Source organism: Lysinibacillus sp. 10T31 (genome assembly GCF_056394365.1).
In genome coordinates this window covers 30,165-53,995 of the sequence record NZ_JBFTHS010000014.1, presented here as the reverse complement: position 1 = coordinate 53,995, position 23,831 = coordinate 30,165, and the positions used below count along the sequence as shown (strand labels likewise).

Genomic DNA, 23,831 nt, shown 5'->3' with positions numbered 1-23,831 from the left:
ATTTTTGTAAAATGTGCTCGATTCATATCGGGCACATTTTTTTTTTATAAACTAAAAACATTGCCAAAAAATAACACAATAAATAAGTTACTTGCATAATTTTAGTAATTACTGCATATAAAACATCATATTGTTTTTGGGGGCGATGGGATGAATGTATTAGTGACAGGTGGTTATGGTTTTATTGGTAGTGCAGTGGCGAGACGTTTCTTTAAAGAGGGTGCAAATGTTTATATTATTGATAATTTAAGTACCGGTCATTTACGCAATGTCGACTTTGAGCATAAATCTTATCTTTTGAATATAGAAGATGAAGTTTGTGAGCATCTCTTTAAAGAAACATCATTTGATGTGGTCATCCATTGTGCAGCGCAAACGAGTGTTCAAAAATCGATGCAGGAGCCAGTAAAGGATGTTTTAACGAATATTGTAGGGCTTAGTCAGATGCTCTTCTTATCGTCAAAATATAAGGTAAAGCATTTCGTTTTTGCCTCGTCAGCAGCTGTTTATGGAGATAGTCACTATCCTCCATTAGAAGAAACAGATGTTAGTGAACCGATTTCGATGTATGGATTAAACAAAAGTATTGGTGAGACATACTGTGAAAAATGGCAAAAAGATTATCGTCTACCAACATTGATTTATAGATTTGCTAATGTATTCGGTCCAAGGCAATATATGCGCGGGGAAGCGGCGGTTATCCCTAGCATGCTAAGAAGCAGCATTGAAGGAAAGCCCTTTACGATTTATGGAGATGGAGAACAAACACGAGATTTCATATATGTAGATGACATTGCGGATGCTATTTATGCTGGTGTGCAGGCAAGATTACAGGGCATTTATAATGTAGCAACCAATGAGGCATGGTCGATTCATCAAGTCATTTTATTATTACAACATTTAAATCATCCTTTAGAAATTCAATATGCTCCTGCGAGAGAGGGAGATATTGAGCATTCATTTTTAAATAACGCTAAGTTGGCGAAGGCAATAGGATGGAGACCAAAAACTACTTTTGCGGAAGGCATAGAACGTACATTGCAAGCGTTACAAGATGAAAAGATAGTGGAGATTTAACATAACAACGCCAAGGAGATTAGGAACCTTGGCGTTGAATTTTTAATTACAAATCGGATTCTTTATTTGAAATTTCTTGAAAGCCCCGTTTACAAATCTATAAAAATAGATATAATGAATTTTATGGAACCTTCACAAATCTATAAAGCATTATCAAACGATACAAGACGTCAAATATTATTATGGTTAAAGAGCCCAGAGGAATTTTTTGATGAAAAACTTTATTTACAACAAGGAATTAGTTTTCAAGTTGGAGTATGTGTAAGAGATATTCAATCGAAAGCAGGACTAGCTCAATCGGTTATCTCAAATTATTTATTAACTATGCAACAAGCTGGATTATTACAATCCGAACGTATTGGAAAGTGGACTTATTATCGTCGGAATGAGAAAACAATACAAGAATTTCGAGAGTACGTTCAAAAAGAATTATAAATAGAAGGGAGGATTTCTTTTTTTTGGTTCAATACATCTAATTATACAGATATATAGAATTATATATATATATTGGGTAGTTATGATTTCACATCTATCAATATTTGTCACAATGCTCAACAATTAAATCAATTTAAGATTGGAGATTTTTATTAATGCGAAAAGTAAATACTTTACTTATTTTTATACTAGCAATAGGTGTATTTGGAATTATTACAACAGAGATGAGTATTGTCGGAGTATTACCACAAATCGCTCGGAAATTTGGGATTTCAACCGCACAATCAGGTTTATTAGTGAGTATATTTGCTCTAGTTGTTGCTATCTCTGGGCCATTTTTAATATTACTTGTGTCGGGGATTAATCGTAAGCTACTTTTATTAACAACAGTATTTATATTTGCTATTTCTAATATTTTTTATGCTTATACGACACATTTTGAAGTTATGCTTATTTTTCGTATTATACCTGCTGCACTTCACCCTCTATTCTTTTCAATAGCTCTTGTAACTGCAGCTAATCTTGTTCCTCCAGAAAAAAGCGGTCGAGCAGTTTCTAAAGTTTTCTTGGGAGTTACGGTTGGCTTTGCTTTAGGTGTACCATTAACTTCTTATCTTGCAGAACAGTTTTCATTAGAAATTGCTTTCTTGTTTGGAGCGATTGTAAATTCTGTAGCCTTTATAGGAATATTAATTTTGCTTCCTTCTATGCCTGTTAAAGAAAAAATGTCTTTTGGCAAGCAAGTCGGTATATTACGAAAAACTGAATTATGGTTAAATATAGGAACTGTTATATTTATTTTTGCAGCTATGTTTTCGGTATACAGTTATTTTGCTGAATACCTTGCAAAAGTCACTCACATGAATGGCTCATTGATTAGTATTATGTTGCTAATATTTGGTGTAATTATGATTTTAGGTAATTTTTTATTTGGATTTCTTTTGCAAAGAAACATGTTGAAAACTGTAATTTTATTTCCGGTATTATATTTATTCGTTTACTTATTCGTTTATTATTTAGGTTCTTATTTCGTTCCAATGATTTTTATGGTATTCATTTGGGGAATCGTACATTCTGGCGGTTTAATCGTTAGTCAGGCATGGTTAATAAGTGAAGCTAAAGAAGCCCCTGAATTTGGTAATAGCTTATTTGTTTCATTTTCAAATCTTGGAATTACTTTAGGAACATCCTTTGGGGGTTGGATTATTTCTCAATTAGGAATTCAACAACTTATTTGGAGTGGCTTTATTTTTTCACTACTTTCTTTAGTATTGATATTAATAAAAATAAAACTTTTCAACTCTAGTATTCCATCGCCATCAAATTAAATGTGTTGTCTGTTCCAGAAAAACGAGAAACTTTAACTTCCTTCAGCAAATGTCTTTTATAGCGTAAGTGAAACGGCAGTTACAAATGTCTTATGACCGAAAGCGTGCGACAGGTACAGAAGTCTCCCACCTCATAGGTGGTGAGATGAATGTAGATGTGGTTACTTTTCAGTAGGTGTCCGAACACCTACTGAAATAGAAGGAACTCAGACAAAATACGTTGCTGACGCTACGTTAGCACTACGCTTTCGCGCAAAAAACATTTGTTGGCCCAAAGCCTTCGGACGCATTGTTTATCTGTAGCGAAAGCAAAGCGTCAGCTACAATTACGCCAAGGCGAAATTTATAGATTCACTCTGAATTTAATTAGTATTATTCTGAGTAATATGTCTTTTTTCGCGACTATAGTATAATAATTGTTTAAAGGAATACTGCGGAATTGAACGGGGGCTTGCAAATATGCTAGTAGATTTTAGAGTGAAAAATTGCCTGAGTTATAAAGATGAAACACTATTTTCAATGGTAGCGGGAAGCCGTATACGAAAATTAAAGGACACACATACGATGGAATTTGACTCATTTCGCCTTGTGAAAAGTGCCTTTATTTTCGGACCAAATGGAAGTGGGAAATCAAACTTATTCACTGCTATTAAAATTTTACGTTCTTTATTGTTTAACTTTGAAAATCTTAATAATGTTAAACAACTACGCTTGCCCTACCAGCCGTTTAAGTTAGGTGGCCGGCAAGAACAACCGACAGAATTTATGATTTCGTTATTACTAGATGGGGCGCTGTACGATTATGAGGTACAGTATAATGCATCGCAGGTTCTTTACGAAGGCCTAACTAAAACGACAAAGTCCATGAAAGAGCAGCTCTTTAATAGACAATGGGATGGGACAGAATATTTGTATGAAACTGCCCACGGTCCTGCGCTAGAATTGACAAAATATACGCGTAATAATACAGCTTTCTTATCGGTATTAAATGTCTTTAATGACCCAGATGCTACGAAAATATTTGATTGGTTTTTACATAAAATACTGTTTTTAGATGAAGCAAATCGGTTATCAAGTCATCCACTTATTCGTAAACTTGAAGAGGAGCCTTTTAAGAAAGAGGTCATAAAGCTACTAAAGATTGCGGATTTTTCTATTCAAGATGTGACAGCAAGACGCGTTGAGCGAAGAGAGAAAAATTCTATTGGCTATGATTTTGACACTCCAGAGGTTATTCAAGAGGTGGATATCGATTTGCACTATTTATCGTTCGATGAAGCAGGTGCGCCAATCGGGACGGAAACGATCAATTGGACGATGGATTCAAAGGGGACAGTCCGTATGCTGCATCTAGCATGTGTCATAATCGATGCATACAATAAAGGGAAGACGATCTTTATAGATGAGTTTGATACAGCATTTCATGTGTCCATCTGCGAATTTTTAATGGCCATTATGAACAGCAAGCGTAACGTTACGAATCAATTTGTCGTCACAAGTCATGAAATTGATTTATTAGATCAGCCACTACGTTCCGATCAAATATGGTTTGTAAATAAAAGCTTTAAAAATGAATCCGAATTATACTCCTTATTTGATTTTGCAGATTTACAGAAGAAACGTGGGGATATTTCCTATTCCAAGCGTTACTTAAAAGGAGAATTTGGGGCTACACCGGTTATTAATGAATATTTATCAAATCAATATTTAACTTCTTTCAGCGGAAATCCAAACCGCTGAAATAGAGGAACTCAGTCTAAGAACGCCACGTCCTGTGGCAATTTATCTGTGCGAAAGCGTAGCGACAGCAAAGCGACAGCTACAATATACCGAGACATAATTGATAGGAAGTGGAGGTATCTGAGTAGTGAGAGTGCGTCAACAAGGGAATCGAACACTCCGTAAAACAGTTTTAATTTATTGTGAAGGTGAAACCGAACGCATTTATTTTGAGCAAATGCGTATTTTAAAGCGCTCAAAATTGGTAAGTGTTAAAATAAAAAACGTCAAGCGTTCGGCTATTAAGCTAGCCCAGCATGCTTTTCGAGATTCAAGCTACCAATATTTTGATGAGGTTTGGATTGTTTTTGATAAAGATGATTTAACTGAAAGGCAATTAGAGGAAGTTAATGACTTTTGTGAGGAGAATAATATTCATATTGCCTATTCAAATGAAGCATTCGAATTATGGCTATTGTTGCATTTTGAAGAAGTCGATCTATCTGAAAAGTATCCTCGTGCTGTATTAAATGACAAGATGGAGCAGCATCTAGGGGTAACACGTTATTTTCGTCATAAAGCGGATGAATCAGTCATTGCACCTATCGCACTTCGACATGAGGTCGCTATTAAAAATTGCACAGATATGATGGCACTCCGCAAGACGGAAAGTCGTGACAATCCTTATTGCAACATACATGAAATGATACAATACATATTTTAACTTCCTTCGGCAAAAAAAGAGTTCTTTGTGAAGCACAAAGTCGATTCCGGACGCATTGTTTATCTGTAGCGAAAGCAAAGCGTCAGCTACAATTATGCCGAGGCATAATTAATTGCCAATCAGCAGGTTTTCCGTCACTTAATGGATAGCCTGCTATTTTTATATCTCAGTACTAAAGATGGGGATAACAATTTTTAAAAGTATGACATATATTAAGTTGATTGGAGTGGCACTTTTTCAAAGCGACGAGTACAACTAAAATTTATTTATCTTACACTCAATATGTAAATAAATAAATTAATTGTATTTGGGAATAATATCAGAAGCCATGACAATTGAACTGTACATATGACGCGACCTTAAACCTATAAATGATTGAAAAGTGTATGTTGTATTCGTAATTTTTCCAGACGATCTACCTTGCCTTTTCTTTCTAAAAAGACTACAATGAAATTAAGTTAATATACTAGGTTTGAGCGATTGAGAGACCATTAAAAACATATGTACATTTGTACATGTGCTTTTAATGGTCTCTTTTTTTCGCTTTAAATAAGGAGGAATTTCATTATGAGCACAGCTTCAGCAATACAACGTCAACAAACGATTGTAGAATTAGAAAGTAAAGAATACGATTTATTGGTTATCGGTGGTGGGATTACAGGTTGTGGTATCGCACTTGATGCAATTGCTCGTGGTCTATCTGTAGCGTTAGTTGAAATGCAAGACTTCGCCGCTGGTACATCTAGTCGTTCGACAAAATTAGTGCATGGTGGACTTCGTTATTTAAAACAATTTGAAATAAAAGAGGTTGCAGATTTAGGAAAAGAGCGTGCGATCGTTTATGAAAATGGTCCACATGTAACAACTCCTGTTTGGATGCTACTGCCATTTCATAAAGGTGGCACATTCGGTAAATTCTCAACGAATATTGGCTTACGTGTCTATGATTTTTTAGCAGGGGTTAAACGTTCTGAGCGTCGATATATGTTAAATGCTGCAAAAACAATGGAAAAAGAACCTTTGGTTAAAGGTGAGGACTTACGCGGCGGTGGTGTATATGTAGAATATCGTACAGATGATGCACGTCTGACAGTCGAAGTTGCCAAAGCTGCCATCGAAAAAGGCGCTACGCTCATTAATTATACAAAGGCAGAAAACTTTTTATACAATGACCAAAAGAAAATTAATGGTATTGTAGCACAAGATTTGATTGCCCATAACACGTTTACTATTCGTGCAAAAAAAGTTGTGAATGCTGCAGGTCCATGGGTAGATGAGGTTCGTAATATTGAAGGGGAACAAAATGGCAAGCACTTAATTTTATCAAAAGGTGTGCACATCGTTTTTGATGAATCTAAATTTCCATTACGTCAAGCTGTCTATTTTGATACACCTGATGGCCGTATGGTGTTTGCGATTCCTCGAAATGGGAAAGCATATGTTGGAACGACAGATACATTTTACGAAGGCGATGCCAAAGAAATGAATATCCAACAAGAAGATCGTGATTATATTATGAAGGCAATTCATTACATGTTTCCAAAAGTTAACGTCACTGATGCAGATATAGAATCAAGCTGGGCAGGCGTTCGTCCATTAATTCATGAGGAAGGTAAAAATCCATCTGAAATTTCTCGTAAGGATGAAGTATGGGAATCTTCTTCGGGTCTTGTGACAATTGCTGGCGGTAAATTAACAGGTTATCGTAAAATGGCTGAAACAGTTTTAAATAAGATTGCACAAGATTTAGAACAACAATTTAGCATTGCATCTAAACCATGTCATACAAAGAATATTCATATTTCTGGTGGAGATGTTGGGGGCTCCCAAAACTTACATGCCTTCGTGTCAAAACGAACAAAAATGGGTATTGATATCGGATTATCAGAAGAGGAAGCGAAACATTTAGCACATCATTATGGTTCTAATGTGGATACTGTTTTTGAATATGCTAAAGAAAAACATCCTGTTTTACCACAAGGGCTATATGCGCAGTTATTGTATGGTATCCATCAGGAAATGGTTGCTCATCCAAACGACTTTATGATTCGTCGTACAGCGTATATGTTCTTTAATATCGCTCTTGTGAAACAATATAAAGACGCGATATTAGATGAAATGGCAAAACAATTACATTGGTCTACTGAACAACGTACGCAATATGAAAAAGATTTAAATTTAGAAATAACAAGAGCTACAACTGCATTATAATAAAAAGGAAGGTCGTCTTAATGGCGACCTCACTTTTTAACTTCTTTCAGCAGATGTTCAAACATCTGTACCTGTCGCTACGCTTTCGGTACAAAAAACATCCGCTGAAAGAAGTTAAAGCCTCCGGCGGATGTCACGGAAATCGGAAAGGAGTGCTTTGTGCAAGCACAAAGCCGATTCCGGACGCAATTATGCCGAGGCATAATTGATATAAAGGGGAAATCAAATGAATTTCAATAATCAACAAATTATTCCCGCTGCACGAACAGTAAAGCAATTTGATGAAATATTAAATAGCCGATTCGAATACATTGTTCTATTAGAAGTGCATATTAGTTTGCTCATGTCCATAAAACGAGAAGCAGATCGTAACGGAAAAAAATTAATTATTCATGCAGATTTAATTCATGGCTTAAAAACAGATAACTTTGCAGCAGATTTTTTATGTAATGATATCCGTCCAGCAGGTATAATTTCCACTCGATCTAATATGTTAATAAAAGCAAAATCTCGTGGGATTATTGCAATTCAGCGCGTCTTTTTAATTGATACGATTGCACTAGAAAAAAGCTTTTCAATGATTGAATTAGCGAAGCCTGATTATATTGAATTATTACCAGGTATCATTCCTTCAATGATTTCAGAAGTACACCAGCGAACAAAAATTCCTGTTATTACAGGAGGACTAGTTCGCACTGTTGAAAGCATAGAGGAAGCGTTATCGGCTGGAGCAGTAGCGATTACAACATCAAATAAGAATTTGTGGGAAAATTTCCAAAAATATCGTTGACTATGTATATTATTTTCTCTACAATGTACATAAGTTAAAAAGCGCGTGGTTAGGAAAAGGAACCCACATTTATTCATCTGCATTTCAACGTGCAGTTTGTTTAAGTGTGGGTTTATTTTTTTACTAAGTGCACTATTACAAAGGGGGGCTTCTTGTATGTCAACATTTACAGCTGAACTTGTCGGCACGATGATTCTTATTTTATTCGGTGGTGGCGTTGTTGCAGGTGTATCACTGCACAAATCGAAAGGTTTTGGCGGTGGATGGGTAGTGATTACATTCGCTTGGGGTCTAGGTGTGGCTATGGCTGCATATGCTGTTGGTGGTATTAGTGGGGCTCATTTAAATCCTGCTTTAACGATCGCGCTTGCTACAATCGGTAATTTCCCATGGGAAGACGTACCTACTTACATTGCTGCACAATTGATTGGTGCATTTTTAGGTGGGGTACTCGTTTATTTTATGTATTTACCACATTGGAAAGGTACGAAAGATCCGGAAGCGAAACTTGCTGTATTTTCTACAATGCCTGCTATTAAACATCCATTATCAAATTTAATTTCAGAAATGATTGGTACATTTATACTTGTTTTAGGTATTCTAGCATTAGGAACAAATACAATTACGGATGGCTTAAATCCATTTCTAGTTGGTATGTTAATTGTAGTCATCGGGATGGCTTTAGGGGGCCCTACTGGTTATGCAATTAACCCTGCACGTGACTTAGGTCCACGTATAGCTCACTTTTTCTTACCAATACCAGGTAAACGTGACTCAGGATGGTCTTATGCATGGATACCAGTTGTAGGTCCAATTATCGGTGGTACATTTGGTGCCCTATTTTTCCAACAAATTTTTGAGGGGAAAAATAGTATCGCATTTTGGGTGTTTGCTATTATTGTAATTATTATTTTTATCAGTGCTCAAATGACAGTGAAAAATGTTAAAAGTGAAGAGTAAATCAATTATGCCTCGGCATAATTGCGTCTTTGTACCGAAAGCGTAGCGACAGGTACAGTTGTTTGGACACTCGCTGAAAAGAGCTTAAATCCGCATTGATCTCACCACCTATAGAGGTAGGGGACTTTTGTAGCTGACGCTTCGCTTTCGCTACAGAAAATAATTGCTGAAAGAAAATAAAAAAATATTTGGAGGTATGACCGATGTCAGAAAAAAAATATATTTTAGCTTTGGACCAAGGTACAACAAGCTCACGTGCTATTTTGTTTGATGAAAAAGGGAGCATTCTCCACGTTGCACAACAAGAATTCCCGCAATATTTTCCACAATCAGGATGGGTTGAACATCACGCAGAAGAAATTTGGTCTTCTATTCTTTCTTGTATCGCTACAGTACTTTCTGCAAAAAATATTGAATCAAATCAAATTGCTGGGATCGGTATTACAAACCAACGCGAAACAACTGTTGTTTGGGATAAACATTCAGGAAAACCAATCTATAATGCGATTGTATGGCAATCACGCCAAACGAACGCTATTTGTGAGGAATTGAAAGAAAACGGTTACAATGATTTATTCCGTGATAAAACTGGTTTATTAATCGATGCATACTTCTCAGGTACAAAAGTAAAATGGATTTTAGACAATGTTGAAGGTGCTCGTGAAAAAGCAGAAGCAGGCGATTTATTATTCGGTACAATTGATACGTGGTTAATATGGAAGTTAACAGGTGGTAAAGTCCATGTTACGGATTATTCAAATGCTTCTCGTACATTAATGTACAACATTTATGATTTAAAATGGGATGAAGAAATATTAGACATTTTAGGCGTTCCTGCTTCTATGCTTCCTGAGGTTCGTCCTTCTTCAGAAGTGTATGGATATACGGAAGAAGCTCTGTTCTTTGGTTCTGCTGTTCCAATTGCAGGGGCTGCGGGTGATCAACAAGCTGCTCTATTCGGTCAGGCTTGCTTCGAGGAAGGTATGGTTAAAAACACTTACGGTACGGGCTGCTTCATGTTGATGAATACTGGTGAAAAGGCAGTAAAATCAGAGAATGGCTTATTAACTACGCTTGCTTGGGGTTTAGATGGCAAGGTTACTTACGCTTTAGAAGGAAGTATTTTTGTAGCGGGCTCTGCTATCCAATGGTTACGCGACGGCTTACGAATGTTCCGCTCAGCTTCAGAATCTGAGCAATATGCTGCACGTGTAGAGTCGGCTGACGGCGTTTATGTAGTTCCTGCATTCGTTGGTCTAGGTACACCTTATTGGGATTCAGATGTACGAGGTGCAGTCTTCGGTTTAACTCGTGGTACTTCTAAAGAACATTTTGTACGTGCAACATTAGAATCGTTAGCGTATCAAACAAAAGACGTACTTGGTGCAATGGAAGCGGATGCTAATATTCCACTAACGAAATTACGTGTAGATGGTGGTGCAGTTGCAAACAATTTCTTAATGCAATTCCAATCAGATTTATTAAACGTTCCTGTTGATCGTCCGGTCATTAACGAAACAACAGCTTTAGGTGCTGCGTATTTAGCAGGCTTAGCAGTTGGCTTCTGGAAATCACCAGATGAAATTAGTGAGTATTGGAATTTAGATCGTCAATTCACACCTAATATGGATGACTCACATCGTGAAGAAATCTATGCAGGATGGAAAAAAGCTGTAGCAGCTGCTCAAGCATTTAAATAAAAAGATAGTGATGAAAAAACCTTGATTGGCAAATTTGAAGCGGATCCTGTTGTTAGACAAAAATCTAACTGGGATCGCTTCGCTTGCCGATCAAGGTTTTGTTTTGAGTAAATGAATTATTTATTTGCCTGTTATTACAATACAGACTTTACGCCACTTTTCGTTGTCTATTGAAAAAAATTGATATTGGATTACGTCCTACATCAATGCCTCGAATCATGTTTATTCCGAACAAACATATAGTGTATATTGAGAATTATGAGTATTGGAACGAAAGGGGATTGCGTGGATAACTCTAAGTCGAATCAGCGCAAAAGTTTAGACGAGAATGCGAAGGATCAGCAGCTAGAACCGTTTCGTGTCGATAATGAAGGAAAAAAGATGACGACGAATCAGGGGCTAAAAGTTTCGAATGATGAGAATTCGTTGAAGGCTGGAGTTCGTGGGCCAAGTATTATGGAGGATTTTCACTTTCGAGAGAAAATAACGCATTTTGATCATGAACGTATTCCAGAGCGTGTTGTGCATGCGAGGGGCTTTGCAGCACATGGAGAATTTGAGCTGTATGAATCGATGGGGGAATATACTAAAGCAAGCTTTTTACAGGACCCTAATAAGAAAACACCTGTATTTGTCAGATTTTCAACTGTAGTTGGAAGCTTAGGTTCGATGGATACTGCACGTGATGTTCGTGGTTTTGCGACGAAATTTTACACAGATGAGGGCAATTATGATTTAGTTGGTAATAATATACCGGTCTTTTTTATTCAGGATGCGATAAAGTTTCCTGATTTAATTCACGCGGTAAAGCCTGAACCTCACAATGAAATGCCACAAGCAGCCTCAGCTCACGATACGTTTTGGGATTTTGTAGCGAACAATCAGGAAATTGCGCATATGATTATGTGGCATATGTCTGATCGTGCAATACCTAGAAGTTTTCGAATGATGGAAGGCTTCGGTGTTCATGCTTTTCGTTTCGTCAATGATAAAGGGAAATCGAGGTTTGTAAAATTTCATTGGAAGCCTGTGCTAGGTGTACATTCACTCATTTGGGATGAAGCGCAAATTATTGCTGGAAAGGATCCAGATTTTCAGCGACGTGATTTATGGGAATCAATTGAGATAGGTGATTATCCAGAATATGAGCTTGGTGTACAAATGCTTGAGCCAGAGGACGAATTTAAATTTGATTTTGATATTTTGGATGCAACAAAGCTGTGGCCTGAAGAGATAGTGCCAGTTAAAAAGATTGGGAAAATGACCTTGAATCGTAATGTGGATAATGTTTTCGCTGAAACAGAGCAAGTCGCCTTCCACCCTGGAAATGTTGTACCAGGCATAGATTTTACTAATGATCCACTCTTGCAGGGGCGGCTATTTTCTTATTTAGATACACAGCTAATACGTCTAGGGGGACCAAACTTTGCAGAAATACCGATTAACCGACCCGTTTGTCCATTTCATAACAATCAGCGCAATGGCTTTAGTCGACAAACTATTAATGTAGGAAAAGTGAGCTATCATAAAAATTCTTTGGCCAATAATTCACCATCAACATCAACGGCAAAGGAAGGTGGCTTTGTCCATTATGAAGAAAAGGTTGAAGGACGTATCACACGAGCACGTAGTAAATCGTTTGATGATCATTTCTCACAGGCAAGGCTGTTTTGGAATAGTATGTCCTCTCCTGAAAAACAACATATCATTGATGCCTTTAGTTTTGAGGTAGGGAAGGTGAAAAGTAAGTCCGTTCGCCAACAGGTTGTCGACATGTTTGTCCGTGTTGATAAAACAATGGCAACGACTGTGGCCGATAATGTTGGTGTAAATCGTCCAAAAGGTGAGCAAATAAATGTCACGTTATCATCACCTGCACTTAGTCAAGCTAATACTATAAAAATGCCACAAACACTTAAAGTAGGCGTGCTAATAGGTGATGGATTTGACGCAAATGAAGTTGGAGAAATACTGAAATATTTAACAAGAAAGGGTGTTCGATACAGTATTATTTCTGACAGATTAGGGGTTGTTACTAGTAGTGATGGTGTACAGCTAACAGCAACTGACACATTTATTACTACCGATGCGGTACTATTTGACTCGTTATATGTTGTAGGCGTAAGAGCAAAAAATCAGGCAAAGTTTAATTCACATATTGTAAATTATATCAATGAAGCGTATAGACATTACAAACCTATTGGTATAGCTACATCCGGAACGACATTTTTTAATATGTCTAATGCCAATGTAGGGCCAGGAATTGTATTGGCAACTGGCGACAAAGACTTCGCTAAAAAATTTGTCAATGCCATAGCGCAACAACGCTTTTGGCAGCGGAATATTTATTAAATAACGTCGTTTCCGCGAGTAGCAGAATATCTGCTTGCCGAGGAATACCCGCGGGGAATGTCGAATATCAGAGGGGCCGAGCGAATCCTCGCGGGGCATGACGAATATCCTCGCGAAGGGAGAGCGAATACTCGCGGAAGCAGAGCGGATATTCGCGGGAGAAGAGAGAATATTCGCGAAGGGAGAGAGAATACTCGCGAAGGGAGAGAGAATACTCGCGGAGGGAGAGCGAATACTCGCGAAAGCGGAGAGAATACTCGCGGGAGCGGAGCGAATCCCCGCGTGCCGAGAGAATACTCGCGGAAGCGGAGAGAATACTCGCGGAAGCGGAGAGAATACTCGCGGAAGCGGAGCGAATACTCGCGGAAGCGGAGAGAATACTCGCGGAAGCAGAGAGAATACTCGCGGAAGCGGAGCGAATACTCGCGGAAGCGGAGAGAATACTCGCGGAAGCGGAGAGAATCCTCGCGAAGGGAGAGAGAATCCTCGCGGAGGGAGAGAGAATACTCGCGGGAGCATAGAGAATACTCACGGAAGCGGAGCGAATACTCGCGGAAGCGGAGAGAATACTCGCGGAAGCGGAGAGAATACTCGCGGAAGCGGAGAGAATACTCGCGGAAGCGGAGAGAATACTCGCGAAAGCATAGCGAATCTTCGCGGAAGCGGAGAGAATACTCGCGGAAGCAGAGAGAATACTCGCGGAAGCGGAGAGAATACTCGCGGGAGCGGAGAGAATACTCGCGGAAGCAGAGAGAATACTCGCGGGAGCGGAGAGAATACTCGCGGAAGCGGAGCGAATCCCCGCGTGCCGAGAGACTACTCGCGGGAGCATAGAGAATACTCGCGGAAGCGGAGAGAATACTCGCGGAAGCGGAGCGAATACTCGCGAAAGCATAGAGACTACTCGCGGAAGCGGAGCGAATCCTCGCGCGTGCATAGAGAATACTCGCGGAAGCGGAGCGAATCCTCGCGGGAGCAGAGAGAATACTCGCGGAAGCGGAGAGAATACTCGCGGGAGCGGAGAGAATCCTCGCGGGAGCGGAGAGAATACTCGCGAAAGCATAGAGAATACTCGCGGAAGAGGAGAGAATACTCGCGGAAGGGGAGAGAATACTCGCGAAAGCAGAGCGAATCCTCGCGGAAGCATAGAGAATCCCCGCAGAAGCCGAGCAAATACTCACGGAAAAAGAAGCGATACTTTCTAGCGACAATTTGTATTAGATTTTCTATGAAATATTTCAGCTATCATGGTAAAAATGTTTATAATTTAAGTCTCTCATTGTTCTTAAAGAATAGTGAGAGATTTTTTATCCTGCATTAATGGGCAGTAAGACAACTACCTCAAAATGCATTCTAGTTACGGTTTGTGCTGTCCTGATATATGTGAGTTATGCGGTTATCTTTATTGGCCCCTTGGTGGGTTTTGAGACCGAGAGTTCATAAAGAAAGAAAGTCCACTATTGGGGAGAAGCGGTTTGTTGGGCAGACAAAATGTTTCTGAATTTACTATAAATTACATGGCATTGCATTCAATTTTTGTAAATGCTATGGTGGTTAATGAGGTGAATTTTGTGGAAAAATTTGATATTGCAATTATTGGCGCAGGTCCTGGGGGCTATGTAGCAGCCATTCATGCAGCAAAAAGTGGCAAGAAGGTCGCTTTAGTAGAGCGTGATAAAGTGGGAGGGGCCTGCTATAACGTTGGCTGCATTCCTTCGAAAATTTTGTTGGAGCATAGTAAGCTCATTCAAGAAATAAAACGTGGTAATGATTGGGGTATTGAAACTCCTACAGTAAATGTGAATTTTCCACGATTGATGAAACGTAAGGATGCTATTATAGACGAGCTTTTAACGAATATTGAAGGCTATATTTTGAGCAATCAAATTACCTTCTACCGAGGAGAAGCGGCAGTATCTAATGATTTAACTGTAACAGTTGGTAGTGAGATCTTTACAGCAATGGATATCATTTTAGCAACCGGAAGTAAACCATTTGTTCCACCTTTTAAAGGGTTAGAGACGTCTTCCTATTATACAACGGATACATTTTTTGATATGAGGGAGCTGCCAGAGCAGTTAACAATTATAGGCGGAGGCGTAATTGCAGTAGAGATGGCATTTAGTTTAGCGCCACTCGGAACAAAGGTGACGATGCTCAATCATAGTGAAGATATTTTACAGACAGAAGAGCCAGAAGCAAGACCACTTATTCGAGAAAAGATGGAAAAACTCGGTATTAAACTTGTGGCAGATTTTCAATTTGAACATTTTAATGGCAATGAAATTCATACATCAAAAGGCATTTATACATATGAAAATCTTTTGTTTGCAACGGGGCGACGCCCGAATACAGAAATAGCTCAGCAGCTTGGTCTAGCCTTCGATGGTCGGTTGATTGCTGTAAATGAGCATCTTGAAACAAGTCAGCCACATATTTATGCTATAGGTGACTTAGTTGGTGGTTACCAGCTAGCTCATTCAGCTAGTGCAGAGGGAATTCATGTTGTGGAGCATATTTTGGGGAATAAACCGGCACTAATTGATCAAACATCGATTCCTCGCTGTGTTTATACACATCCTGAAATTGCGACTTTTGGTTTACTAGAAGAGCAGATTAACGAACCTTATACGGTGACTCAAATGCCTTTACATACAAACCCTAAGGCATTGATGGAAGGAAATACTGTGGGCTTTATTAAGCTTATTGCGACGGAAAAAGAAGGACGTATTTTAGGAGCTTGTGTTGTTGCTGATGGGGCAACAGAAATGTTAAATGCTATTTTAGCTACTAAAAATGCTGGTGGCACTGCCCACACTCTTGCAAATATGATTTTTCCACATCCTACAGTATCAGAGCATATTGGGGATGCTGCCAAAGCTATTTTTGACAAAGCCATTCACCATTAATGGCCTCAAAAACTACATTCTTCAGCGGAAGGTTAACCTTCTCGTTAATAGAATGTAGTTTTTCCTTTTAAATGGGGATTAAAGCTGCTAAACGCTTTGTTCACTTTTATAGCCTCTCGAATACCTACTGATTATAAATAGTATTCATACGGGCTTCAAATACTAAGATTTACCTTTAACACCCATTAAATAAAAAAGCCTATTGACTTTGAATGTTATTATGTTAAATTAAGTTTATAAGAATACTGGGTATTTGAATAATTGAGTTGACTAGACATCTAGAGGCTTCTATTTTACGTAACGGATATACTCCGAACGTAAATATAGGAGCCTTTTTTTATCTATATTTTGTGAATTTCTATTGGACTTGAGGAGGATGGAATATGAAATTAGGATTTTGGCTACCGATTTTTGGCGGGTGGTTACGTAATGTAGAAAATGAAAATATGCCTGCAACATTTGATTATGTAAAACAGGTTATTCAAACAGGAGAAAAACTTGGCTTTGATGCGACACTTATTGCCGAGCTATATTTAAATGATATTAAAGGCATTGATGCTGACGCACTTGAGGCGTGGTCAACCGCAGCAGCTTTAGCAGCAGTTACAGAAAAGATTGAAATATTGGCTGCAGTTCGGCCTGGCTATCATAATCCAGCGGTAATGGCAAAAGTAGCTGCAAATATTGATCATATCGCTAATGGTCGTTTTACATTAAATGTAGTTTCTGCTTGGTGGGAAGAAGAAGCAAAGCAATACGGTGGTTATTTTACGGAGCATGGAGAAAGTTATGACCGCACTGAGGAATTTATTGATATTTTAAAAGGTTTATGGACAGAAGAAACGTTCAGCTATCATGGGAAATATTACGAAATAGAAAATGCATATTTATCTCCTAAGCCAGTTCGAAAACCATATCCAACACTATACGCAGGTGGAGAAAGTGAGCGCGGTAAAGAGACCATTACAAAGTCATGTGACGCTTATGTGATGCATGGAGGAACAGTGGAGGAAGTAGGGGCCAAAATCAAGGAAATGCTTGCACGTCGAGAAGCAATTGGAAAAGGCCCATTTGAAACTTTTGGGATGGCTGCATATGTCATTGTGCGTGATTCAGAAGAAGAAGCACTTGCTGAACTAGCCCGAATTACCAATGTACAGGATACAGCAGGGTACGTAGGCTTTAATGACTTTACAGGTAAATCAAAGCTAGAACAACAAATTACACTACAGGATTATTCAGTTTCAAACAGAGGGCTACGACCAAATTTAGTCGGTACACCTCAACAAGTGGCAGAGCGCATTTTAGCTTATGAAGCGGTTGGCGTAAATCTCTTACTTCTTCAATTCTCCCCACATCTAGAGGAAATGGAACGTTTTGCAAGTGAGGTTATGCCTTTAGTGAAAAGAAAATCAGCCATCATACAGTAAGGAGCGACTACATGACTGCGAAAATTTATATTATTCATGAAAATGATGAATGGACAATTCATTTAACAAAGCGTTTAGAGGAACAAAACCTACCATATGAGGTTTGGCATTTGGCAGAGGGGTTGATTGACCTATCAAAAGAGCCACCACAAGGAATTTTTTATAGTCGTATGAGTGCTTCATCACATACGCGAGGGCATGTATTTGCACCTGAACTAACAAAGGCAGTGCTCGCATGGCTAGAGTATCATGGCCGTCCTGTTATTAATGGAAGCCGTGCCTTACGATTAGAAGTAAGTAAGGTCAATCAATATTTTGCACTTGAAGCTGTTGGCATTCACACACCTAAAACGATAGCGACAGTTGGTAAATCGCAGCTAATAGAAGCAGCAAGAACAATTGGTACAACACCTTTTATAACGAAGCATAATCGAGCAGGGAAAGGGCTTGGCGTACAACTATTTCATTCAGTTGAAGCACTAGAAGCATATGCAAATAGTGATACTTTTGAGTCACCTATAGATGGTATTACGCTTGTTCAGCAATATATAAAATCACCTGATTCTTATATAACGCGATGTGAATTTGTAGGTGGCAAATTTTTATATGCAGTTCGAGTTGATACATCTGAGGGCTTTGAACTCTGTCCTGCTGATAGCTGCCAAATAGAGGATAAATTTTGCCCAGTAGGTGAAACAACAACTAATAAATCAAAATTTCAAATTATAGACAGTTTTTCACTGGAGCTTATCGAGCGTTATGAAGAATTTTTAGCGCAAAATAAGGTAAGTGTCGCAGGGATTGAGTCGATTATCGATAAAGAAGGTAATATTTTCACATATGACGTGAATACCAATACAAACTATAATGCAGAAGCTGAAAAGGCAGTAGGGAAATATGGCATGTTAGCTGTTGCTAATTACTTAGGTGCTACATTACGTCAATATGAAAAGACATTGCATTTGGTGTAAGGACATTTATCTTTGTTAATAAGGAGTGGCTAATATGACAAAAGCAGTTATTATTAATGGCAGTAATTCGAGAAATTCACGCGTGACGGCGATTCATGAAAAGGTGGAAAACTATTTAAAGGCACAAGAAATAGCAGTACACACTAATTATGTACATGAACTGCCAGCTGAGGACTTAATTAAGGCTAATTTTGCAAGCGAGGCCATCGTTTCAGAAAATAAACAAGTTGAAGAAGCAGATATTATCGTACTTTTGACGCCAATTTATAAAGCTTCATATACAGGAATATTGAAAACTTATTTAGATTTATTACCGCAAAAAGCATTGCTTGGAAAGATCATCTTACCAATTGCTGTAGGTGGCTCTATTGGACATTTACTCGCATTAGAATATGCATTAAAACCAGTTTTAGCTGTATTAGGAGCTACAACTATTGCACATTCTGTATATATTGTTGATAAACAAATTATTCGGCTTGAAGATGGAAGCTTTGCCATCGAGGAAGAAGCTATCAACCGACTTGATGTGGAATTAAAACAATTACAACAAATTGTATTAGTAAACTGAAAAGTATGAAGTTAGCTCATCACTATAGCGTGTGGTTGATTTCCGTTCTGACTAGGCGCTTTCCTGGGGCAAAACGTGCGAAAGCGAAGCGACAGCAACAAATGTTTTTGTGATTTTAAGTATATCTTTGCCGTATTGGCAGGGATATACTTAATTTTTTTTTTAGGCAAGGATTCATATGAAAAAAACTCACGTACATAACGCGAGTTTTCACTAAGCATAAGACACTCTTCCACCTTTAAAGAGCTAGTGCCATGTTTTAATCTAATAAGATAGTAATTAGCGTAAAATTTGATACAGCTCATTAAGACTTTGTATTTCATAAGTCGGAACAATTCCAGTAGGGTTCGGTTTCTTTGCAGGATTAAACCAACATGTATCTAATCCTGCTAACTGTCCTCCTTTAATATCTGCACTTAAGGAATCACCGATAATTAAGCCTTTCTCCACAGAAAAATTAGAAATTCGTGCAAAAACATAATCGAAGTATTCCTTCATTGGTTTTTGATAGCCTGTGTCTTCTGAAACAAAAATATCCTTAAAGAATGAATGTAACCCCGAATTACGCAGGCGTTTATCTTGCGTTTTGGAAACACCGTTTGTAACAATATATAAATCATATTCGGTTTGGAGATCTTGTATTAGTTCAAAGGCTCCGCGAATAAGCTGATTCCCTTCTTCTAAATAACTACGATAATTTTGTTCAAACAAAGATCCATCAACTTCTTGGCCGTACTCCTTAAATAAAATTGAAAATCGAGTATTCAATACTTCATCTCGGTCTATTTTTCCTTCTTCAAAGGATTTCCACAGGCCTTGATTTATTGTTTTATAATGTGCTGTAATTTCATCAGTTAAAGGGATTTTTTGTTCCTCAAAGAGTAAATGTAACGCCGTTCTCTCAGCTGCTTTAAAATCTAATAATGTATCGTCTACATCAAATAGTAATGTTTGATATTTCTTCATGTTGTTGCTCTCCCTTTCCTCTATAAAAATATGCTTTTTCTTTTGTTCTCAAATAAATCGTATCACTTCTTCTTCTAAAAAGAATAGGAGATATCTCATACTAAATGAGAGGTGAAAAAATGAAAATCGAATAAAAACGAAATGAAATTTACATTTATGTATAGCTCTTCAACTTTCAAACGCTCTTTTCCTTTGATATTTTTCCATATACAGAAGTTCATTCTTTTCAAAAAAAGAACTGATTTGTAACGAAGGAGAAGAATTACCAATATCTTTATTATCTCATTTCCGGAATAGTAAAATTTATCTGTATTGATTGACCTTACCCTTACAGGAACCTTTATATTTAAAGTACTTCACAACAGGAGGCGATTGTTATGCTTTCAATTGGTGAGTTCTCTAAATATCACATCTCACTCTGAAAACGCTTCGCCACTATGATGAAATTGGACTTCTAAAGCCTGCTTGCACAGACGCTACAAGCGGATATCGTTACTAAAATATTTCACAATTGGAAACAGCATTATGATTACACGCTTAAAAAACTATTTATTTACTCTCGAAGAAAACAAGGTTATTTCAACTAATTGGCAGATTACCTATGAAAGCCAAACAATAAGATTTAACGCAACAGATAACTTGTTTTTTTGTACGGATTATTTATGGTTGAATTTATTCAATTTGTTTTTAACGACCACGTTACGGTGATGAAGTTTCTCATAGCATATATAAACAGCTCGACTTCCTGTTTAAGCATAAATGGTGGGAGCAAGAGCCGGTAGGGAGGAAGAAAAATGAGCATATATGTTTGGTTTAAATATATCCATATCATGGCTGCAATCATCATGGTTGGTACGACGATAACCAATGGTCTGGCCAAAATGTTATCGGATCGCACCGGAAATGTACATCGAATCGCTTCAGCCATGACGTTCACCATGTATTTTAATAAAATTCTCATGTTTCCCTCTTTAGTTGTTTTAGCGATCAGCGGCATCGGGTTAACCACCATCCTTCATCGTTCTTTGTTGGAAGGGTGGATTTTTCAATCCGTGATTATGCTTATGGCTTTGTTCGCACTATTTGGGATCGGTTTGCGGTACGAGCGACGGTTGCACCGCATCGCCTTGCATTCGGAAGAAAACAAGTGGCGCGAGGTGCCGAGCGATTATTGGAAATGGAGCAAAATTTCAATCCCGATCGGCTTTTTGGCCATGGTGGTCATTTTACTTACGTTATACTTGATGGTCGCGCAGAGAAGCCTTTTTTATTTTTTGTAGGGGAAGTTTCCGTTGTAAAAAGAGTATTAGAGTCTGTTTAAGACCACGCCTGTTGATTAACATGTTTCTTTGAGTTTTTCTAATTTATACCTATTTGGTGAAGTACAAAATAGCGCATTATAGGAAATGACCTCCTATAACGCGCTATTTTTAATTAACTTCAGGTTCTTCTTTTTTCTCACTCGGTGTTGTAGTGAGATATAAGAAAGCCTCATCTTGCAATAGCAATAATTTTTCTTCACAAATACCGTGTGCTAATGGTCCAGAAAAAATTGACTCCCACCAAGTTCCTGTTGTTGTTGTCATTTATCTACGCCCCCGTTTCAATTTTTCAATATGTAGTTGTAAATTACTCGAAATCCAAAACCATCTACACATTCCATCCATTCAAGAAAGAGGAATTTTGGTTATTAATGTTGTATCGTAAAGACAAAGATAGTTTGTTTCGAAATGAAAAAACTATGTATGCCATTTAAAAAAAAGGGGTGCTTTTATTATGAATTTTACGACACAAGATGTAGAAAATATGATTACAGAACAGCGTCAATTTTATTTTTCACGAGCGACGAAGAGTACAAAATTTCGAAAAGAGCAATTAATAAAACTGAAGAAAACGATTTTAAAATATGAAAAAGAAGTTTTGAATGCTCTATATTTAGATTTACGAAAGAGTGAGTTTGAGGCATATGCAACAGAAATTGGCATTGTTCTAGACAGTATTTCTTATATGGTAAAGCATGTGGAAGAATGGATGAAACCTGAAGCTGTAAAAACACCGATTCAATACCAGATGGGAAAAAGCTTTATTGTAAGAGAGCCATATGGAGTAACATTAATCATTGGTCCATTCAATTATCCATTTCAGCTTGTAATGGAGCCATTAATTGGTGCAATTGTTGGTGGTAATACGGCTATTGTAAAACCATCAGAAACATCTGTTCATACAGCAGCAATCGTTAAAAAAATAATTGAAGAAACGTTTAATCCTTCCTATGTTCGGGTTGTAGAGGGAGAAAAAGAAGAAGTGACGGCACTTATTCATGCGTCCTTTGACTATATATTTTTTACAGGGAGTGTGGCAGTTGGAAAAGTTGTTGCGAAGGCAGCGGCGGAACGCTTAACACCTATTGCCCTAGAACTTGGTGGGAAAAGTCCCGCAATTGTCGATCAAACGGCCAATTTAGAAGTAGCGGCGAAAAGAATCGCTTGGGGTAAATTCACAAATACTGGACAAACCTGTGTGGCACCAGATTATGTCCTTGTCCATAAAGATGTCTATGACCGATTTATGAAAATATTGAAAGCAACGATTCGTTCCTTCTATGGTAAAAATGCATTAAAAAGCCCTGACTACGGCCGTATTGTGAATTTAAGACAATTTGATCGTTTACAGCAAATTATCGTGGAAGAACGTGATGCAATTACACTTGGTGGTAGAACAGATCGTGATGATTTGTATATTGAGCCTACAATTATTGGATATGTGAAATGGTCAAGTCCTTCGATGCAGGATGAACTATTCGGTCCGATTTTACCTGTGATGATGTACGATGATTTACCGCTGGCCATTCACCAGATTCGTCAGTTACCAAAACCTTTAGCGGCTTATTTTTTCTCAGAGCATGAAAAGGCTACCCAGTACTTTTTAGAGGAATTACCATTCGGTGGCGGATGTATAAATGATACGATTACACATGTAGGAAATTTACATTTGCCATTTGGCGGTGTCGGACCATCGGGGGTAAAAGCATACCATGGGAAGGCAAGTTTTGAAAACTTTACCCATCCAAAATCTATCTTAAAAAAATCGTCGAAGTTAGAGACGAATGTTCTCTTTCCACCATATAAACAAAAGGTTAAGCTTGTTAGAACTATTATGAAATAGTTAAAGTGAGGTGTCAGATTAGTGACACCTCACTTTTTTACCAGCTCTCCAAAGTATATTTTCTAACATACATGGATTTAGATTGTCGATAAATGTTGATTTTTGATAAGTTAGGTAAACTGTAGGTTCTTAGACTACAAGTAGGAGATGCCATTTGTTAAAACATCTACCATTTGTAAAAGGATGATTGGAGTGGAAAATGGGCAACTCCTTGGGAATCAACGACTCTGGAGCACAAGCTGATGTTTTCTGTGCGAAAGCGTAGTGCTAACGTAGCGGCTCATCGGACGCCAATAATTGGAACGGAAATCACCCCCACGATGTAGTGATGAGCCAAATTTTATTGAAATATTAAAGATATATTAAAATGATAGCGTTTTCATTGAAAAAACGTCTTAAGAGACATTTTATTTATGAGCGAATAAGTAGTAAAATAAATTCAATAGAATGTGGGGGTATTCGTTTTGTCATTTCTTGTCGAATAAACAATAAATGATAAAATGGATGTAGAGATTGATTGGAGGAC

At 37.9% G+C, this 23,831-nt stretch carries 21 protein-coding genes and 1 pseudogene; 20 read left to right on the top strand and 2 right to left on the bottom strand.

Annotated elements, in window-relative coordinates; translation table 11 throughout:
- Positions 1–150: 150 nt before the first annotated feature.
- The 16 genes from AC1DCY_RS10050 (at position 151) to ssuE (ending at position 19,174) form a co-directional block, all read left to right on the top strand.
- A complete protein-coding gene (locus AC1DCY_RS10050) occupies positions 151–1,077 on the top strand; it encodes an NAD-dependent epimerase/dehydratase family protein (protein ID WP_477349716.1) in 927 nt (308 codons plus the stop codon).
- Positions 1,078–1,200: 123 nt separating this feature from the next.
- Positions 1,201–1,512: an ArsR/SmtB family transcription factor gene (locus tag AC1DCY_RS10045; protein ID WP_477349714.1), complete on the top strand. Its 312-nt coding sequence runs from the start codon at positions 1,201–1,203 to the stop codon at positions 1,510–1,512.
- Between the two features lie 155 nt (positions 1,513–1,667).
- Complete coding sequence (locus tag AC1DCY_RS10040) at positions 1,668–2,840, top strand: MFS transporter (RefSeq protein WP_477349712.1); 1,173 nt, start codon at positions 1,668–1,670, stop codon at positions 2,838–2,840.
- 459 nt (positions 2,841–3,299) lie between these two features.
- A complete protein-coding gene (locus AC1DCY_RS10035) occupies positions 3,300–4,580 on the top strand; it encodes an AAA family ATPase (RefSeq protein ID WP_477349710.1) in 1,281 nt (426 codons plus the stop codon).
- Between the two features lie 127 nt (positions 4,581–4,707).
- A complete protein-coding gene (locus AC1DCY_RS10030) occupies positions 4,708–5,283 on the top strand; it encodes an RloB family protein (RefSeq protein WP_477349708.1) in 576 nt (191 codons plus the stop codon).
- Positions 5,284–5,850: 567 nt separating this feature from the next.
- Positions 5,851–7,494, top strand: a complete 1,644-nt coding sequence (locus tag AC1DCY_RS10025) for a glycerol-3-phosphate dehydrogenase/oxidase (RefSeq protein ID WP_477349706.1) — start codon at positions 5,851–5,853, stop codon at positions 7,492–7,494.
- Between the two features lie 226 nt (positions 7,495–7,720).
- Positions 7,721–8,284, top strand: a complete 564-nt coding sequence (locus tag AC1DCY_RS10020; protein WP_477349704.1) for a glycerol-3-phosphate responsive antiterminator — start codon at positions 7,721–7,723, stop codon at positions 8,282–8,284.
- Positions 8,285–8,440: 156 nt separating this feature from the next.
- Complete coding sequence (locus tag AC1DCY_RS10015; protein WP_477349703.1) at positions 8,441–9,244, top strand: MIP/aquaporin family protein; 804 nt, start codon at positions 8,441–8,443, stop codon at positions 9,242–9,244.
- Between the two features lie 203 nt (positions 9,245–9,447).
- Positions 9,448–10,944 carry a glycerol kinase GlpK gene (gene glpK, locus AC1DCY_RS10010; protein WP_477349701.1) on the top strand — a complete coding sequence of 499 codons (1,497 nt, stop codon included), beginning with the start codon at positions 9,448–9,450 and terminating at the stop codon, positions 10,942–10,944.
- A 258-nt stretch (positions 10,945–11,202) separates the two neighbouring features.
- On the top strand, positions 11,203–13,296 hold the full coding sequence (locus AC1DCY_RS10005; protein ID WP_477349699.1) for a catalase: 2,094 nt from the start codon (positions 11,203–11,205) through the stop codon (positions 13,294–13,296).
- Positions 13,297–13,353: 57 nt separating this feature from the next.
- Positions 13,354–14,130: a hypothetical protein gene (locus AC1DCY_RS10000; protein ID WP_477349698.1), complete on the top strand. Its 777-nt coding sequence runs from the start codon at positions 13,354–13,356 to the stop codon at positions 14,128–14,130.
- Positions 14,102–14,617, top strand: coding sequence for a hypothetical protein (locus tag AC1DCY_RS09995; protein WP_477349696.1), 516 nt, complete (start codon positions 14,102–14,104; stop codon positions 14,615–14,617). The genes AC1DCY_RS10000 and AC1DCY_RS09995 overlap by 29 nt, the downstream gene beginning before the upstream one ends.
- A 250-nt stretch (positions 14,618–14,867) precedes the next feature.
- Positions 14,868–16,205, top strand: coding sequence for a dihydrolipoyl dehydrogenase (gene lpdA, locus AC1DCY_RS09990; RefSeq protein ID WP_477349694.1), 1,338 nt, complete (start codon positions 14,868–14,870; stop codon positions 16,203–16,205).
- A 383-nt stretch (positions 16,206–16,588) separates the two neighbouring features.
- Positions 16,589–17,635 carry an LLM class flavin-dependent oxidoreductase gene (locus AC1DCY_RS09985; protein ID WP_477349692.1) on the top strand — a complete coding sequence of 349 codons (1,047 nt, stop codon included), beginning with the start codon at positions 16,589–16,591 and terminating at the stop codon, positions 17,633–17,635.
- A gap of 11 nt (positions 17,636–17,646) precedes the next feature.
- Complete coding sequence (locus AC1DCY_RS09980; RefSeq protein WP_477349691.1) at positions 17,647–18,606, top strand: ATP-grasp domain-containing protein; 960 nt, start codon at positions 17,647–17,649, stop codon at positions 18,604–18,606.
- A gap of 34 nt (positions 18,607–18,640) precedes the next feature.
- Complete coding sequence (ssuE, locus tag AC1DCY_RS09975) at positions 18,641–19,174, top strand: NADPH-dependent FMN reductase (protein WP_477349689.1); 534 nt, start codon at positions 18,641–18,643, stop codon at positions 19,172–19,174.
- A gap of 279 nt (positions 19,175–19,453) precedes the next feature.
- Here ssuE and AC1DCY_RS09970 read toward each other — a convergent pair whose 3' ends face one another.
- Entirely contained in the window at positions 19,454–20,140 is a 687-nt protein-coding gene (locus AC1DCY_RS09970) for a YjjG family noncanonical pyrimidine nucleotidase (protein WP_477349687.1), read from the bottom strand.
- A 146-nt stretch (positions 20,141–20,286) separates the two neighbouring features.
- On the opposite strand from AC1DCY_RS09970, the pseudogene AC1DCY_RS09965 reads away from it, so the two are divergent.
- From AC1DCY_RS09965 to AC1DCY_RS09955, 3 genes and pseudogenes are all read left to right on the top strand, one after another.
- Positions 20,287–20,442, top strand: a pseudogene (locus AC1DCY_RS09965) (transcriptional regulator YeiL); the annotation flags it as partial.
- A gap of 101 nt (positions 20,443–20,543) precedes the next feature.
- Positions 20,544–20,639, top strand: a complete 96-nt coding sequence (locus AC1DCY_RS09960; RefSeq protein ID WP_477349844.1) for a MerR family DNA-binding transcriptional regulator — start codon at positions 20,544–20,546, stop codon at positions 20,637–20,639.
- Positions 20,640–20,934: 295 nt separating this feature from the next.
- Positions 20,935–21,420: a DUF2269 family protein gene (locus tag AC1DCY_RS09955; protein ID WP_477349685.1), complete on the top strand. Its 486-nt coding sequence runs from the start codon at positions 20,935–20,937 to the stop codon at positions 21,418–21,420.
- A gap of 150 nt (positions 21,421–21,570) precedes the next feature.
- On the opposite strand, the gene AC1DCY_RS09950 is transcribed toward AC1DCY_RS09955, so the two are convergent.
- Positions 21,571–21,726 (bottom strand): hypothetical protein, encoded by a 156-nt coding sequence (locus AC1DCY_RS09950; RefSeq protein WP_460011401.1) that lies wholly within the window; start codon positions 21,724–21,726, stop codon positions 21,571–21,573.
- Positions 21,727–21,916: 190 nt separating this feature from the next.
- On the opposite strand from AC1DCY_RS09950, the gene AC1DCY_RS09945 reads away from it, so the two are divergent.
- On the top strand, positions 21,917–23,305 hold the full coding sequence (locus AC1DCY_RS09945) for an aldehyde dehydrogenase (RefSeq protein WP_477349683.1): 1,389 nt from the start codon (positions 21,917–21,919) through the stop codon (positions 23,303–23,305).
- Positions 23,306–23,831 lie beyond the last annotated feature (526 nt).